The organism is Bremerella sp. TYQ1 (genome assembly GCF_020150455.1).
Classification (GTDB): domain Bacteria; phylum Planctomycetota; class Planctomycetia; order Pirellulales; family Pirellulaceae; genus Bremerella; species Bremerella volcania_A.
Genome location: NZ_CP083740.1, coordinates 6,128,173 through 6,143,448 on the forward strand (window position 1 = coordinate 6,128,173; position 15,276 = coordinate 6,143,448).

The 15,276-nt window shown below is 54.4% G+C and carries 15 protein-coding genes; 7 read left to right on the forward strand and 8 right to left on the reverse strand.

The window, feature by feature from the left end:
• The 3 genes from LA756_RS24950 to LA756_RS24960 are packed head-to-tail and all read left to right on the forward strand — an operon-like array spanning position 1 to position 3,286.
• Positions 1-1,173 (forward strand): ABC transporter permease, encoded by a 1,173-nt coding sequence (locus LA756_RS24950; RefSeq protein ID WP_224437436.1) that lies wholly within the window; start codon positions 1-3, stop codon positions 1,171-1,173.
• A gap of 10 nt (positions 1,174-1,183) precedes the next feature.
• Positions 1,184-2,242, forward strand: a complete 1,059-nt coding sequence (locus LA756_RS24955; RefSeq protein WP_224437437.1) for an ABC transporter ATP-binding protein — start codon at positions 1,184-1,186, stop codon at positions 2,240-2,242.
• Positions 2,243-2,266: 24 nt separating this feature from the next.
• Positions 2,267-3,286, forward strand: coding sequence for an ABC transporter ATP-binding protein (locus tag LA756_RS24960; RefSeq protein ID WP_224437438.1), 1,020 nt, complete (start codon positions 2,267-2,269; stop codon positions 3,284-3,286).
• Here LA756_RS24960 and LA756_RS24965 read toward each other — a convergent pair.
• From LA756_RS24965 to LA756_RS25000, 8 genes are all read right to left on the reverse strand, one after another.
• Positions 3,283-3,795, reverse strand: a complete 513-nt coding sequence (locus LA756_RS24965; RefSeq protein ID WP_224437439.1) for a hypothetical protein — start codon at positions 3,793-3,795, stop codon at positions 3,283-3,285. The two genes, LA756_RS24960 and LA756_RS24965, sit on opposite strands and share 4 nt — an antisense overlap.
• A gap of 50 nt (positions 3,796-3,845) precedes the next feature.
• On the reverse strand, positions 3,846-4,217 hold the full coding sequence (locus tag LA756_RS24970; RefSeq protein ID WP_224437440.1) for a hypothetical protein: 372 nt from the start codon (positions 4,215-4,217) through the stop codon (positions 3,846-3,848).
• Positions 4,217-5,572 carry a M20 family metallopeptidase gene (locus tag LA756_RS24975; protein ID WP_224437441.1) on the reverse strand — a complete coding sequence of 452 codons (1,356 nt, stop codon included), beginning with the start codon at positions 5,570-5,572 and terminating at the stop codon, positions 4,217-4,219. Before LA756_RS24975 ends, LA756_RS24970 begins: the two co-directional genes overlap by 1 nt.
• A 132-nt stretch (positions 5,573-5,704) precedes the next feature.
• Positions 5,705-6,346, reverse strand: a complete 642-nt coding sequence (gene rdgB, locus LA756_RS24980) for an RdgB/HAM1 family non-canonical purine NTP pyrophosphatase (protein WP_224437442.1) — start codon at positions 6,344-6,346, stop codon at positions 5,705-5,707.
• A 140-nt stretch (positions 6,347-6,486) separates the two neighbouring features.
• Entirely contained in the window at positions 6,487-7,605 is a 1,119-nt protein-coding gene (locus LA756_RS24985) for a hypothetical protein (protein WP_224437443.1), read from the reverse strand.
• Positions 7,606-7,792: 187 nt separating this feature from the next.
• The gene (locus LA756_RS24990) at positions 7,793-8,746 is read right to left on the reverse strand and encodes a chemotaxis protein (protein WP_224437444.1); all 954 of its coding nucleotides are present in this window, start codon (positions 8,744-8,746) and stop codon (positions 7,793-7,795) included.
• A gap of 188 nt (positions 8,747-8,934) precedes the next feature.
• On the reverse strand, positions 8,935-10,215 hold the full coding sequence (gene mtaB / locus LA756_RS24995; RefSeq protein WP_224437445.1) for a tRNA (N(6)-L-threonylcarbamoyladenosine(37)-C(2))-methylthiotransferase MtaB: 1,281 nt from the start codon (positions 10,213-10,215) through the stop codon (positions 8,935-8,937).
• Positions 10,216-10,282: 67 nt separating this feature from the next.
• Positions 10,283-10,597, reverse strand: coding sequence for an ATP-dependent Clp protease adaptor ClpS (locus tag LA756_RS25000; protein WP_224437446.1), 315 nt, complete (start codon positions 10,595-10,597; stop codon positions 10,283-10,285).
• 230 nt (positions 10,598-10,827) lie between these two features.
• Here LA756_RS25000 and LA756_RS25005 point away from each other — a divergent pair, with 230 nt between their 5' ends.
• The 4 genes from LA756_RS25005 to LA756_RS25020 all read left to right on the forward strand — a co-directional run bounded on the left by LA756_RS25005 (position 10,828) and on the right by LA756_RS25020 (position 15,265).
• Entirely contained in the window at positions 10,828-12,198 is a 1,371-nt protein-coding gene (locus LA756_RS25005; RefSeq protein WP_224437447.1) for a dipeptidase, read from the forward strand.
• 81 nt (positions 12,199-12,279) lie between these two features.
• A complete protein-coding gene (gene serS, locus LA756_RS25010; RefSeq protein WP_224437448.1) occupies positions 12,280-13,560 on the forward strand; it encodes a serine--tRNA ligase in 1,281 nt (426 codons plus the stop codon).
• 114 nt (positions 13,561-13,674) lie between these two features.
• A complete protein-coding gene (locus LA756_RS25015; protein ID WP_224437449.1) occupies positions 13,675-14,403 on the forward strand; it encodes a hypothetical protein in 729 nt (242 codons plus the stop codon).
• Positions 14,404-14,638: 235 nt separating this feature from the next.
• Positions 14,639-15,265, forward strand: coding sequence for a hypothetical protein (locus LA756_RS25020; RefSeq protein ID WP_224437450.1), 627 nt, complete (start codon positions 14,639-14,641; stop codon positions 15,263-15,265).
• The last annotated feature ends 11 nt before the right edge of the window (positions 15,266-15,276 follow it).

Genomic DNA, 15,276 nt, shown 5'->3' on the forward strand with positions numbered 1-15,276 from the left:
TTGGATTCCCTCGACAAGAACGATCCCTACGCCGCCGCGTTGCCGCCGATCGAAAAGTATCAGGCGATGTACAACGAGGCGAAGTCGATTCGTGGTATCTCGCTGTGGCAAGACGCCTGGCGACGCCTCCGCCGCGACTGGGTTTCAATGACGGCACTCTCCTTTTTGGTACTGCTGGCGTTGGCTGCCACGTTCACGCCACTGTTCCCGCTGCAGTCGCCGCGCGAGCAAGACCTGGCCAACCGATTCGCTTTGCCACCGCAGTTTTCTTCGACCACGATCCGAGCGAACGAGGATGGTGAAAAGGTAACGGTACCTGTCAGTTTGCATTTGAGTCATCTCGAAGGGGAAGAGTTCGAGCGTCGCGTCGGCGAACTGTGGACCGATCCGACAGGCTTCGACATGCTGCTGCTTAATACGCGGCTGGTCATCTTCGGGGATTATTGCTTGCCGAGTCTTTGCGGTACCGATTTACTCGGCCGCGATTTATTGTCTCGCTTGTTTTACGGGGCTCGGGTGTCGTTGATCGTCGGTTTGGTCGCAACGCTTGTCTCGTTGATCATTGGGGTGAGCTACGGTGCCATTGCAGGTTATTCTGGCGGATGGATCGACGACTTCATGATGCGGATTGTCGACATCATGTATTCGGTGCCCTTTATTTTCCTGGTCCTCTTTCTGATCACGATTCTGAGCGAAGACGAGATGAAGCAGTGGCTGGAAAGCTACGGCATCAGCCGAATCGTGATTCTGTATATCGTCATTGGGGCGGTCTATTGGCTGACGATGGCTCGCGTCGTGCGTGGTCAAATCATCAGTTTGAAGAACGAACAATTCGTCGATGCCGCACGGACGGTTGGGGCGAGTGGTTTGCGGATTGTCTTTCTGCACTTAGTGCCAAACGTAATGAGTATCGTCATCGTTTATCTGACGCTGACGATACCTGCGGTGATGCTCTTTGAGGCGTTCCTGTCGTTCCTGGGACTTGGTGTTGAAGCCCCGGCGGTTAGCTGGGGTGTGCTTGCGGAAGAAGGCCTCCGTGTGATCACGCCGGTGAAGATCTATTGGTGGTTGGTCGTGTTTCCTGCCTTGGCGTTGGCATCGACGCTCTACTCCTTGAACTTTCTGGGAGATGGCTTGCGTGATGCACTCGACCCGCGAATGAAGAATCGATAGGGATAACTTCGTGACTGTAGAAACAACCAACGCGACCACCCCCCAGCAGCCATCCGGCAGCGGCAAAGTCTTGCTGGAAGTCCGAGACCTGGCAGTCGAGTTTCGTACCGAAGATGGAACGTTCAAAGCGGTCCGCGGTGTCGACTTCGATTTGCGTGCCGGCGAAACGCTGGGCATCGTCGGGGAATCTGGCTCGGGGAAATCGGTGACGAATCTCGCCATGTTGGGGCTGATTCCTCAGCCGCCTGGCAAGATCACCAGCGGCTCGGCGATGTATAACGGCCAAGATCTTTTGAAGATGAGCGATAAGCAGCTCGCGGGCATTCGCGGGAACCGCATCGCCATGATCTTTCAAGATCCGATGACGACTCTCAATCCGTTTCTCACCATTGATGAGCAACTGACTGAGGTTACCCGGAAGCACTTAGGGCTGTCTTACCCGGAAGCACTCGATCGAGCAGTCGAAATGCTCGATAAAGTTGGCATTCCCGGGGCGAAGCGTCGCGTATTCAATTACCCGCACGAATTTTCGGGTGGGATGCGACAGCGGGTCGTCATCGCCATGGCACTCTCCTGCAATCCAGAAATCTTGATTGCCGACGAACCGACAACCGCGCTCGACGTCACCATCCAGGCCCAAATCCTGGAGCTGATGCAAGAACTTCAGCAAGAGCATAACACGGCGATTGTCATGATCACGCACGACTTGGGCGTGATCGCTAACATGGCAACCGACGTGTTGGTCATGTACGCAGGTCGAAAAGTCGAACAGGCAAAAGTTCACGATCTGTTCGCTGATCCGCGTCACCCTTATACCCTTGGACTTTTGAATTCGATTCCACGAATCGATGAAGAAGTGGGAGCCGAGCTTCGCCCTGTCAGCGGGCAGCCACCAGACATGAGCGAGCCCATCGTCGGCTGCTCGTTTTATCCGCGCTGCCCTTACCACGTGGACGAATGCCTGAGCATCGACCCGCCACTTGTTCAAGTCGACACCGGCACACTACATGCATGCATTCGTGATGTGACCAAGCTCGATCCGCCGGTTCCACAAACTGCCAATTCCTAACGTCTTATCCCAGCTATTGCCTCTATGACTCAGTTATTAGACGCCTCTCCCGTTCTCGAAGTCCGCGACTTGAAAGTTCACTTTCCGGTTCGTCGCGGCAATTGGTTCGCTTCGAAGACGGAAGTCGTGCGCGCTGTCGATGGCGTTTCGTTCGACGTTAAGCCTGGCGAGACGTTTGGCCTGGTGGGGGAAAGTGGTTGCGGAAAGTCGACCACCGCGCGGGCCATTATGAACCTGGTCAAGCCAACCGATGGGACGATCCATTTAAACGGCAAGCAGATCGATCATCTCTCGCCGGCCAGTATGCGGCAGCATCGCAGCGACTTGCAAATGATCTTTCAAGATCCCTACGCGTCGCTCAATCCTCGCATGACAGTGGGGACAATTATCGGCGAACCGTTGTCGATTTTTGGACTGAAGTCAGGCATTGATCGCAAGCTGGAAGTGATGCGTCTGATGGATGTCGTGGGGCTAAACCCACGATTTGTGAATCGCTATCCGCACGAATTTTCCGGCGGCCAGCGGCAACGAATCGGTATCGCGCGGGCACTGGCAGCTCGTCCAAAAGTGATTGTCTGTGACGAACCGATCTCGGCGCTCGACGTTTCGATTCAGGCCCAAGTGATCAATCTGCTGATGGATCTTCAGCAGAAGTTGGGGGTCGCGTATGTCTTTATTGCTCACGACTTGAGCGTCGTGCGACATATCTCGCACCGAATTGGCGTGATGTATTTGGGGCGAATCGTCGAGCTTTCGGAATCGCGAGAACTGTTCCAGCGACCGATGCACCCTTACACGCAGGCTTTGCTTTCAGCGATTCCGGTTCCCGATCCTGATATCGAACGAAAGCGTCAGCGGATTGTTTTGCAGGGGGAAGTTCCTTCGCCAGATACGTTTTACCCCGGCTGTCCATTCGCCGATCGTTGCCCGATCGTTCAACCTGAAAAGTGCACCTCGAGCGTGCCGCCTCTGGAAGGAACGCCTCATCCGGCCGCGTGCTTCTTTTCCGGAGAGATGACCGTCGAAGGTTCCGCGAGCAGCTAACCTGCTTGCGAACGTGACTTCGACTTCGAGATGTCTTGTGCCATCTGCACAATGGACGAGCCGGTGCGTAGTCTCCGCGATTCCATATAGAAGCGGACGATCGCTTCTACTTCCGGCTTCATCTGCCGACATGCCAAATCGATTGAGGCAAAACCGGCCAAGGGGGAGTCGTCTTGCGTCAGGTAAAGAATGACGCCTTGATCGTGAACTTCGTATCGCGTGATCTCTCGCCAAGGGGTTTTGCGACTACCTAGAAACGAGTTCTGGATGATCCCGCGGGGGCCCAGATCGATACGGATTGGAACGAACATCTTCCACGATGCAGCCAGGCAGGCGAGTACCACCAGCATGGCAATCCAAATACTGACCGTTCCAGAATACGTGAGAAACGCCAACACAAGAATCAGCACGAGCGTTGCCGCTTGCGCGATGTGATCGTCGCGGATCGGTAGCCGCACCAAGGATAGCTCCGGCGACTGTGTCTCGAATTCCCGACTGGATGGAGCCATATTTCGCCGATCAACGGTCCTTGATGATAAAAGGGATCTTGGTGCTTACTTCATGGGGCGTCGTCATCAAGTGACGCGGGAGGATGACTAGGTGTTCGCATTGCACCGGCAATCATTATTCCCACGCTCCAGTATAGGATACTTAAAATAACGGCACTCCAGATGACGATCGCCAGAAAGTTCTCGGAAAAAAGAATCTTGATAGGTGGTTCGTCGCTCCGTTGATCGGGTCGTTTGACCGGCGAAGGGATGGAATCTTCCCCTTGCGTCAACGCTTGGCGGAAATCGTTCCAATTCTCGGTCGCTTCTGCGGTTCCATAGGTTTGTAGTACCCACGCCCGAGTTTCGATAAGTCCCCAGCAAACGAATCCCAAAAGGACTGCATAGATAGCAGCCAATGCCAGCAGCGTCCGGCGATGCATTACTTCGCTTCCGGCTTCTTTTCAAAGAGTTCGAGCAGCGCGATTACCGTCGCCGTGACGCCGGTTTGCAGGCACGCTTCCGCGTCTGGATAGTACAGCGGCGAGTGCAGGGAAGGGGGCTCTTGCCCCAGTTGCTCGAAGCGCGCCAAACGCTTGGCATCGACCGAACCGAGGCGGTACATAAAGATGGGAACGCCTGCGATTCCGTAACGGCTGAAGTCTTCGCCACCCATCGAAGGATCGACGGGAACGACTTTATCGTCGCCGAAGGTTCGGTTGAAATTACGCACGATGCGCCACGTGAGTTCTTTATCGTTGAAGAGGCTTGGCGTCCCTTCGCTGATCAATATCTTGGGCTCCGGAGCACGATAGCTGATCGCAACCGCTTTCGCTTTTCGCTGAATCGCTTCGAGCAATTGGCGACGAACTTTCTCGCCATAGCTTCGCACGGTGAGCTGCAGATGGCATTCGTTGCCGATAACGTTGTGCTTTGTCCCGCCATGGATCGCCCCGACGGTGATCACGGCCGGCTCTGTCGGAATGACTTCTCGGCTGACAATGGTTTGCAGGTCGAGAATCAGTTGAGCAGCTTGAACGATGGGGTCGACGGTAGCATCGGGATGAGCTCCATGGCCTCCTTTACCTTGGACGAAGATGTCGACGCTATCGACGTTTGCCATGGCGTAGCCACTGCGATAGCCGACGGTTCCTGTCGGTAAATTCGGATCGACATGCAATGCGATCGCGTAGTCAGGTTTCTGAAAACGATCGAATAGACCGTCGGCCAGCATCGCTTTGGCACCTTCCCCCTTTTCCTCCGCAGGCTGACCGATGATCATCAGCGTGCCGTGCCATTGATCTCGATGCGACGCCATATAGCGTGCCGCACCTACGACGTTGGTCATGTGAATATCGTGACCGCAGGCATGCATCACACCACTTTTGGTGCCATCCTCCAAGGTCACTTCTTTCTGGGAAGCATAGATCAACTCGGTAGCTTCAGTGACCGGAAGACCGTCGAGATCGGTCCGCAGCATAACGGTTGGACCATCACCATTTTTGAGAATGGCCACCAATCCATGGCCGCCGATGCCTGGAGTGACGTCGTATCCTGCTTGCTCAAGGAGTCCGCCCAAACGCTGAGCGGTTTCTTTTTCCTCGAACGACAATTCTGGATTCGCGTGGAAGTCTCGATAAACTTCGATCAGCGGTTCCAGTTGTTGGCTGGTCCAAGCTTTGACCGGATCTGATTTCTGCGTGGGGGGCTCTGCCTGAAGAGTGGCGGGGGAAATACCGAACCCGCTGATCAGGAATAGTGCCGCGACGACTTGCCCAAATTCTCGAAACCGACTCATTGGCAAATTCTCAGAAATTAGACCGATTTAAGTCTTGCACGAATTAGCAGAATGCTTATCTTACTCAAATAGATTATAGCACGGTCTAATTTTATTCGAGCAGACGTCCGCGTTTCATCCAACGGCGTCTGCTTATTTTATTTCTTGGGACAGAAGAGCCTCGTTTTCGCTAAGCATGGCTTTCAGTTTCGAGACGAAGCTGCGCGTTGCTTTTGCTCGATGGCTGATCAAGCTTTTCACGGCCGGACCCATCTCGCCGAAGGTATGGTGATACTCTCGGATCTCAAACAGGGGGTCATAGCCGAAGCCACCAGATCCACGCCGTTGGGTGGTAATTCGACCGTGGCACTTGTCTTCGGTCTGCAGGACGACGACTCCCTGCGGATCGGACAAAACGATATGGCAAACGTAATGAGCCCCACGTTTTTCGGCGGGAACTCCTTCTAGTTTCTCAAGCAGTAGATCGTTGTTCTTTTCGTCCGTGGCGTCCTCGCCGGAGAACCGAGCCGAGTAGATCCCCGGTGCGCCCTTTAGTGCGTCGACACATAGACCGCTATCCTCGGCAAGCACCCATTCGCCGAGCGTTTGCGCCTGTTGAGTTGCTTTCTTGGCGGCGTTTTCCGCAAATGAAGTCCCATCTTCGACCACCTCGATGGCATTGGGAAACTCTTGAAGCGTCTTCAGTTCGATATCCAGCGGGGTCAATAATTTCTGTAGTTCGCTACGCTTCTTCTGGTTGTAGGTGCCGAGCACCATCTGGCGTTTCGCGGTCATGATGGAATTGTGTGTTGAATAAACCTTTGGGCGAAATACTTTGGGCCATCGTAACGAGAAACGTGCGCACAAAAAAGGTTCCACGCGGAACGTGGAACCTAATGGGGTTGGATCAGATGTCGACGTCTTGTCCGCCGAACCTATCGACGAGGCACGTAGTCGGCGGCAATGCTGACTTTGGGGACTTCGACAGGAATCGGCTGCACGTCGAAGATAATTCCGTTAAGCGACTTCGGCTTGAACGTAGGCGCGGTGGTCGCAGTGCTTGGTGCACCATTGCCCCCTTTGTAGCCATCGATGATGTGCTTGACTTGTGGGTTGATTTCAATCTTACCGTCACGTCGTGGAGTGCCGACCGATTGGAACGAGCCAACGGTAACGATGCTTTCGGCTCGATCGTGGAACGAGTAAGCTTCGACGCCTTGCTTGCGAAGTCCGGCGGCCAGCTTCTCTGCTTTTTCAGCGGCGACGGCCAAGCGACTTCCGCTGACAATGTTCTTTCGTTCGATCTCTTCGATCTTTTCCTGATCGATTTCCACGGCACCGCGGAACGTAGCGACGCGGACGGTGTACTTGCCGGGACAGTTCAGCAGGCTGTACGGGGTGTCCTTGTTCATGCCGAGAACCAACTCGTCGACACCTTTAGGGCGGAAGTACTCTTCCGGTAGAAGAGGATTGCGTGTCACGAAGGCATGACCCATGGGGCCTTTGTCTTGGTCTTCTTCCGAGCTGATTGCTTCGCGAAGTCGTTCACGCAGAGTTTTGATCGTGTCGTTTTTGACACTGTAGCCGGTTTTGAAAACCTTAGGCTTGGCGGTCTTGATCTTCTTCAGCGTGCTTTCGGCGCCACTTTCATCGTAAGCTTGGAAGTCGCCGACCATGACGGCGTAGCTGGTATAGCTGACGTCGTTCATGTAACGCATCTTCTTCGGGCCGCCGTAGCGATCGTATCCCTTGCCGACCACGGAGTCGGTGTAGTCGTACTTTTGCTGGTAGGTGTAAGCCTTCAGGCCGTAATCTTTGCGAAGCTCGAGAACGAGATCTTTCGCGTCTTTTTCGGCTCCAGCTCCTGTGAAGCTGGTTGCCATGATCAGCCAGGGACCGTCATCTTCGGTTAGTTCGTAAGACTTTTCGGCATTGGCTTCCACGCGCTGAAATGGAATCAGGCTAGACCATGGAGGAGCGGCCCAGGTCGTCGTGGTAACGGCGGCGACCAGGGCGAACGCCATGGCCAAACGCAAATTGGTGTGGACAAACATCCTTGCTTGTTCCCCTCATGTGACAACAAAAGCATCGACACCGGGCCCTTCCTGGACCGGCAATAGTCGGGGAACAGTAGCAAGACTGGCTCGGTCGCGACAAGGGGAATCTTGAGGCAAAATTTGACGAATCTCAGAATTCGTATTCGCCGTGCTAGCAACTCGCGCGGCGTGATGCCGAAATCCTTTAGGCTTCTACCATCTCGGAAAGTCCTACAAGCTGACGCGTCTTCTCCAGCAGCTCGCCGTAGCGAGGCTTAGAGACTTGAACGTCGACACCAACTTGGGCCCCTTTCTTTTGATTATCTTTCGAGACCAGCGACGAAAAGATGATGACCGGAATCTGGCTAAGTACTGGGTGCATTCGTACGTTCTTTGCCAGGCTGAACCCATCCATACGTGGCATCTCGACATCGGTAATCAAAATGCCCACTTTGTTGCGGATCGTCTCGCCTGATTCATCTTCGGAGAGCGATTCCAGGTAATCCCAAGCTGCTTGTCCGTCGACAAAGCCATGGATATTCGTGAAGCCGGCATCTTGCAGGTGATCTCGAATCATCTCCGAAATCATCCGCGAGTCTTCGGCGAACACGACGGGAATATCCGGGGCATCGATACGGGTGACGCTCGCTTCGGTGGTCGATTCGTCCGTGATGCCTGCCACTTCGGCACCAATCGATTCAAAATCGAGAATCTGAACAAGCTTTCCGTCGATCAACACGACGCTGGTGATCGGTGCGTTCATGCCGGCGGTAACCGGCAGAGGGCGTGTCGCTTTCCAACTGACGCGATAAATTCGATGTACGCGGCTGACACGGAATGCGAGAGGACGCTGATTGAACTCCAGCAGCAAAAGACAATCACCTTCGCGCGAAACCGCTTCGGGGATGTCTCCATACAAGAAATGTCCCAGGTGAATCAGCGTGACAACATCTTGGCGAATACGAACGACCCCTTCGATGGAAGGATGGCCTTCTGGCAAGCCTGTCACTTTGGTGACACCAAGGACTTCTTTCACTTTGGCAACGTTCACGCCAAAGGTTTGTCCCGCGACTTCAAACACCAAGATTTCTGCCTCGTTGGTACCCGCTTCGAGGAGAATTCCAGTGTTGATACCCAGTTTCCCGTTTTGTGCCGTCATAGCCGCTGCCCAATCGACCTAGTATCTCAGAATGAAATTCAACACTGCCTAGATCGGCAATGCTAGCACTCGATCGGGAGCAAAAAGAGTGCGCGCGGAGATGTGACGATTGGTCCAATTATCGGGGCGATTTACCCCAGAGACGTATCGCGAAAGAAGGGGGAGAGCAGGGCCGTCCCGGGGAATGCTTATACGAGCGTACCGAAAACCCGCTGCGATTCTGCCCGGTCGATCTTAACCTGATAACGCTGGCCAATTTCGACCTGGGAGCGATCGACCATTACTTGAGCGTAACGGCAGGAGGTTCCCGTTGCGTAATTCGGATCGTGACGATCTTCCGCTTCAATCAAGACATCGAGCGTGTCGCCGACCAAGCTACGGTAGTACGCCTCACGCGTTTGATCTTCGACTGCCGCCAACCGAGCACGTCGGTCAGACTTCACATCGCCAGGTATCTGGTCAGGCATCTCAGCCGCAGGCGTTCCTTTGCGAGGGCTGAACGGGAAGATATGAATCTTCGAGAAACCAACCGTTTCCGAAACACGACAGGTCTCTTGAAACTCTTCTTCGGTCTCGCCAGGGAAACCGACGATGATGTCAGTGGAAATCGAAGGCTTGTCGATGGAGTCTTGCAGCAGTTTGCAGCGATCGATAAATCGCTGGCTTCCCCAGCGGCGTTTCATTCGACGCAAAACGGAATCGGAACCGCTTTGCATCGAGATGTGCAGGTGGGGACAGATTTTGTCGGGATACTGGGCCATCACCGAAATCAGTTCCTTGGTGACTTCGGTTGCTTCGATGCTGGAAAGTCGAATGCGGAAATCAGCATCAATCTGCGAAAGCTGCTCCATCAGCTGGGCCAGACGAACCCAATCAGCTTTCGGCTTTCCTTTGTTGAGATCGACACCGTAGTGTCCCAGGTGAATTCCTGTGAGCACGATCTCGCGGAAACCGTTCGACGCCAGGCGAGCCACTTCGTCCACAATCTCTTGCGACGGTCGGCTATACATTTCTGGGCGAACGTAAGGGATGATGCAGAAACTGCATCGCAGCAGACAACCATCTTGTACTTTGACGTAAGCCCGATGCCGATCACCAAACCTGGAAATGCCGTCTGGAATGTCGATGACGCCCATGCGACCCAGCAGATCAGGAATTTCCCGCTTATCGGTGACCACCTCGGACACGTTGGGAAGCTGCTTCAGTTCTTCCGGGGCCCGAGTCGCATAACAGCCCATCACGACAATGCGTGAGTTGGGGTTATCTTTGGCTAGGCGGCGAATGGCTTGGCGACTTTTCGAGTCCCCTTCATTGGTCACCGTGCACGTATTCACCACGCAAACGTCGGCCGATTCGGTGGTCTCCGCATCTCGATAACCGCCGCGCGCAAGTCCTTCGCGGACCAGTTCGGTTTCGTATTGATTGACCTTGCACCCCAGGGTGAGGGTCTTCAGCTTGAGATCGCTCATCAGCAGATGGTCTGCAGGATGTGGTGGCACCCTGTCGAAGGCGGAGACTTACCAGGAATCCCCGATTTTAACACTCAGGCTCGATCGTGGAAGACATCGAGCCACGGCAACGAGCGATCAAATCGTCCTTACCGTACGCGTGAATCTGATCGCGTTTCAGTTCGGCGTGCTCTTTCGTGGTGGTTAAACAGATGGCTCGGCCGTCCGAGTCGACCGTCTTGGCGATCTCGAACCCCTTTTCCACGGCGTGCCCGAACAGTTCGTGCATCATCAAGATGACGTACTCGTACGTGTGGTCGTCATCGTTCCACAACACGACGTGGTAACGAGGCTGACGCTTTGGTTTTTGCTTCTTCTTAGGTGCCGGCTTGGTCGTAACCACAGTCGATTCCGAAGGTTCCGCTACAGACGTATTAGAGTCGCCCACTGTCTACTTCTCGAAAATTACCAGGTTCCTAGCCGTCGTAGCGTCCCTGTTTTGGTCGCTTGCGGCATGGGTGCAATGTCCATTTACTGCGAGTCGTATTATATTGTACGGCTTTGAGGGTCGGAAGATAATTTTGGCGTTTCAAAAGCCAAAGCACCAAGCGTCTGAGTCCAATTGGATAAGCCATGCCGGATCTGAAAACTTTTCTAGACGAGAACAGCGAAGCCTTTGTCGAATCGCTCAAAGAGCTGCTCCGTATTCCCAGCGTCAGTACCGATAGTCGACATAAAGATGACGTTAAGGCCGCTTCCGAGTGGGTCGCCAGCCGCTTTCGCGAGTTGAACTTCGAGACCAAGGTGATCCCTACCGAGGGGCATCCGATTGTTTATGCCGAGAGCCCACCGGTGCCAGGCAAACCGGTAGCCCTCGTCTATGGGCATTATGACGTCCAACCGCCAGATCCGCTGAACTTGTGGACTACCCCTCCGTTTGAGCCGACCCTGCGAGACGGCAACATCGTGGCTCGCGGTGCGACCGACGACAAAGGCCAGATGCTGACTCATGTTTTGGGAGCATTGGCTTGGATGAAGACTGCCGGCGAGTTGCCAATTCAGGTCAAATTCCTCATCGAAGGGGAAGAGGAAATCGGCAGCGCGAATCTCGGCCCCTTTATCGAACAAAACAAAAAACTGCTGGCCAACGATGTCGTCGTGATCAGCGACAGCAGCCAATTCGCCCCCGGCCAACCGGCGATTACCTACGGTTTGAAGGGGATCGCCTACTTCGAGCTGAAGCTGACCGGCCCGAACCGTGATTTGCACAGTGGTTCGTTCGGCGGCAGTGTTCGTAACCCGGCCAATGCTTTGTGCAGCATGCTCAACACGTTGATCGACGAGCATGGCTGGATTCATATCCCTGGCTTTTATGACGATGTCAGACCGATGACAGGGGACGAGCGAGGAAACTTTGCCGAACTTCCGTTCGATGAAGAGAAATTCAAAGAACAATTGGGCATCGACGCTGTCCATGGTGAAGAAGGCTACACGACGCTCGAACGTCGGTGGGCTCGACCAACGTTGGATATCAATGGGCTGACAAGCGGTTACCAGGGAGAGGGCGCGAAGACTGTCTTGCCGGGCGAAGCATCTGCCAAGTTCAGTTGCCGTTTGGTGCCGGATCAATGTCCTCAGAAGATCGGCAAGGCACTTCGCGAGCATCTCGAGAAGATCTGCCCCTCCGGCATCAAGATGGAATTGATTGAATACCATGGCGCACCTGGCTTCGTGGTTGCGACCGACAGCCCTTATATCCAAGCAGCAAGTGCCGCCATTGAACAAGGCTTCGGCAACGCCCCTGTTTTGATTCGTGAAGGGGGCTCGATTCCAATCGTTGCCCAATTTGCGGATCAATTGAAGTCGGATGTTCTGCTGTTGGGCTGGGGACTGGATGACGATAACACCCACAGCCCGAACGAGAAATTCAACCTGGCCGACTTCCAACGTGGTATTGCCGCAAGTGCCCAACTGTGGGCGGAAATCGCCAAGATCGAAAAGTAGAAAGCAGACATAGGGCCTGCGTGTCGCCGGTCCGATCGCTGCTTAAGAGAATCGATACATCAACCCAAAAGACCTCTACCCATGCTCGACCGGAAGTTTGTTGTCGAAAACGTCGAACTCGTTAAGAAAAACTGCGTAGATCGCGGGGTTCAAGCAGACGTCGATTCCATCGTATCGCTGGAAACGGCTCGCAAAGCCAAGCAGCAGGAAGCGGAAGAGTTCAACCGACAAGCCAACGAAATCAACAAGAGCATCGGAAAAGCTTCGCCAGATGAACGCCCTGGGATCATTGCCGAGGGAAAACGTCTTCGCCAACTGAAGGACGACGCTTCGAGCGAAGTCGACAAGTTGGAAGAGCAGATCGTTGAAATCCTTCGGGTAATTCCTAACCTATCGCACCCTGACGCTCCGATTGGCGAGGACGATAAGAGCAATCTGGAAATTCAACGTGGCGCGACCGAGCCACGCTCGTTCGACTTCCCTGTTCTTGATCATGTCGAATTGGGTGAAAAGCTCGATTTGATCGACTTCGAAGCAGGGGCCCAAGTCGCCGGGGCTGGCTTCTATTATTTGAAGAACGAAGCGGTCCTCTTGGAACTCGCGCTGCAGCAGTACGTTCTTGGCCTGCTGGTGAAGGAAGGGTTCGTGCCCACGATCACTCCTGACATGGCACGTACCGAAATCTTGCATGGGGTTGGCTTCATTCCGCGTGGCCCTGAAACGCAGATCTACAGCATCGAAAACACCGACTTGAACCTGGTCGCGACGGCCGAGATCACCTTGGGCGGTATGTATGCCGGCAAGACGCTCGAAGCGGAAAGCATGCCGCAGTTGTTTTGCGGGATCAGTCACTGTTACCGCACCGAAGCAGGCGCCGCTGGACGAGCGTCGCGAGGTCTTTACCGCGTGCATCAGTTCACCAAGGTAGAAATGTTCGCGTTCACGCTGCCGGAAGATAGCGAAGCAACGCTCAACAAGTTCCGCGACTTAGAATGCAGGATCTTCGATGGCTTGAAGATCCCGTACCGCGTGGTCGATACGGCGACCGGCGATCTGGGCGGGCCTGCTTATCGCAAGTTCGACCTCGAAGCTTGGATGCCAGGCCGCGGCGATGCCGGTGAATGGGGCGAGGTGACCAGTACTTCGAACTGCACCGACTATCAGGCACGCCGTTTGAACATCCGCTACAAAGTGAAGGGAGAGAAGGGAACCCACTTCGCCCATACGTTGAACGGCACCGCGATCGCGCTGAGCCGCGGTTTGATCGCCGTGATGGAAAACTACCAGCAAGCCGACGGAAGTATTGAAGTCCCCGAAGTCTTGCGGCCCTACATGGGAATCGACAAGATCGGCCCGCGTTAAACTTCGCACGCAGCGACAATTCTTCTTGGTCTTCCAACGGAAGCGTGTCAAAATTGCCTGCATGCGGGATTTCCGCTGCAGGGATCGACACACGAACCAAGGAGGATCGACGCCATGTCATGTTCGGCCATTGTTCTTTTGTTGTGCGGTGCGATGGGGCAATCGGATGTCATGCATCCATCAAAACCAGCCCCATTGCCTGCCGACGATTCACGGAACTGGCAAGCCATACAGCCTCAGCGGCCGGAGTCGGCAGCGGAAAAGTCGATCGCTCCTCTCGTGTTCGTCTTTTATAAAGACCACTCGCGGCGTGCGGTTCCCTCTCTGCTGGTGAATAGGAATGGAAAGACATTCGGTATTACCGCGAGTACGTCTGCCATTGTGCCGGATGGAACTCCGCCAGCCATCGATCGAATCCACGTCGAGCAATCCGGTGTACCGAACGTTGCGGTGGACTATTCCAAGCAGGCATCGAATCGTGATCTTTTCGTCTACGAAACCGATCGCGAACTGACCGACTTCACACTTCGCAAGATCGCTCGTGCGGATGTCGGGTCGCGAGTAGATGCGATTCCTCCGGCGTCCCGTTACGCGGTCGAAGCGAAGGTCGCCAACGTCATCGCGATCGATCAAACGTTCACGCTCAAGAGACCAAAGCTCGAGCCATTTGAGCATGAGGGATTGCTCGTTCTGGACAAAGCATTACCGGAAGGAACGCCCCTGTTCATCGATGGGCTCTACGCTGGCGTCGTCTTGATTGGTTCCCGCTTTGGTGACGAAAGCCGTTCCTATGCGGTTCCTGCGGAAAGGGTAAAAGCTGTCATTGATCGAGTTCAGCCGTAGCCAATACTACGCTGGGCCACTTCACGTTCCGCAATAAAGGTCAAAAGGAACTCCATGCTCAAGCGATTCCGGCATTCGATCAAGCGTGGTTGATGTCAAAGTTGATTGCCACTTTTAGGCAACTTTCCGTCGCCCCCTCCATTCGTGGCATAGGTTGTTAATAGCCTAATGATCTTGCCGCGTCGTCCTGACAAGATCGAACTCCTCATCGTTCCTTTGCTAACGGAACATGCCGATGGTTCTTCGCCGATCTTTCGTAGCGAGTTGGTTCTTCGTGCTTGCCGTATCTGTGGTCGTACGAGCAGGTGAGACACGAAATTGGATCGATAATCGAGGCAATCAAGTCCCTGGCGAATTGGTCGAAGTGACGGCCGACGATCAGGTGGTTCTGCTTGTCGGCGGAGAAAAAGTCAGCATTCCGTTCGCGGTCTTTTCCGAGTCAGATCAAGCATTCCTTCGCGAGCAAACCAAGGCGACCGAAGCTTCGCCATTGCCAGAAGAGGAAAGTCTGAGTGAGCCAGAAATGCCGGAGAGTGTCGCGTCGGAGCCGCCGGTCGCAAGTGAAGCTCCCGAAGAGGAAGATGGCGCAGAAGCCTATATTCCGCCGCGGTACGATTACTCCGACTCGCTGGTCTATTTCTGCAGCGGTTGCGATGGCGAGTTGCCGGCTGACTTGGAATTGGGAGACGCTTGTCCCCATTGCTTCAGCGTGATTCATTACACCGAAGATGAAAACGGCAACGTCACCGAAGGGACGAAGCCGCCATGGTTTGCCAATTTACCCATCCGCGGAATCGGCTTTCTTGTTTTCCTGGTGCTAAGCACTGTCTGGAAATTCCGCCGATACATTCCTGTTGGGTAGGACAGGAGTGA

Bases quoted from the DNA above. Each gene is read 5' to 3' on its own strand.
- mtaB (WP_224437445.1), bottom strand. From the start codon at position 10,215: ATGAGCGATCTCAAGCTGAAGACCCTCACCCTGGGGTGCAAGGTCAAT.
- LA756_RS25005 (WP_224437447.1), top strand. From the start codon at position 10,828: ATGCCGGATCTGAAAACTTTTCTAGACGAGAACAGCGAAGCCTTTGTC.
- LA756_RS24990 (WP_224437444.1), bottom strand. From the start codon at position 8,746: ATGACGGCACAAAACGGGAAACTGGGTATCAACACTGGAATTCTCCTC.
- LA756_RS24985 (WP_224437443.1), bottom strand. From the start codon at position 7,605: ATGTTTGTCCACACCAATTTGCGTTTGGCCATGGCGTTCGCCCTGGTC.
- serS (WP_224437448.1), top strand. From the start codon at position 12,280: ATGCTCGACCGGAAGTTTGTTGTCGAAAACGTCGAACTCGTTAAGAAA.
- rdgB (WP_224437442.1), bottom strand. From the start codon at position 6,346: ATGACCGCGAAACGCCAGATGGTGCTCGGCACCTACAACCAGAAGAAG.
- LA756_RS25020 (WP_224437450.1), top strand. From the start codon at position 14,639: ATGGTTCTTCGCCGATCTTTCGTAGCGAGTTGGTTCTTCGTGCTTGCC.
- LA756_RS25015 (WP_224437449.1), top strand. From the start codon at position 13,675: ATGTCATGTTCGGCCATTGTTCTTTTGTTGTGCGGTGCGATGGGGCAA.
- LA756_RS24960 (WP_224437438.1), top strand. From the start codon at position 2,267: ATGACTCAGTTATTAGACGCCTCTCCCGTTCTCGAAGTCCGCGACTTG.
- LA756_RS24965 (WP_224437439.1), bottom strand. From the start codon at position 3,795: ATGGCTCCATCCAGTCGGGAATTCGAGACACAGTCGCCGGAGCTATCC.
- LA756_RS24975 (WP_224437441.1), bottom strand. From the start codon at position 5,572: ATGAGTCGGTTTCGAGAATTTGGGCAAGTCGTCGCGGCACTATTCCTG.
- LA756_RS24970 (WP_224437440.1), bottom strand. From the start codon at position 4,217: ATGCATCGCCGGACGCTGCTGGCATTGGCTGCTATCTATGCAGTCCTT.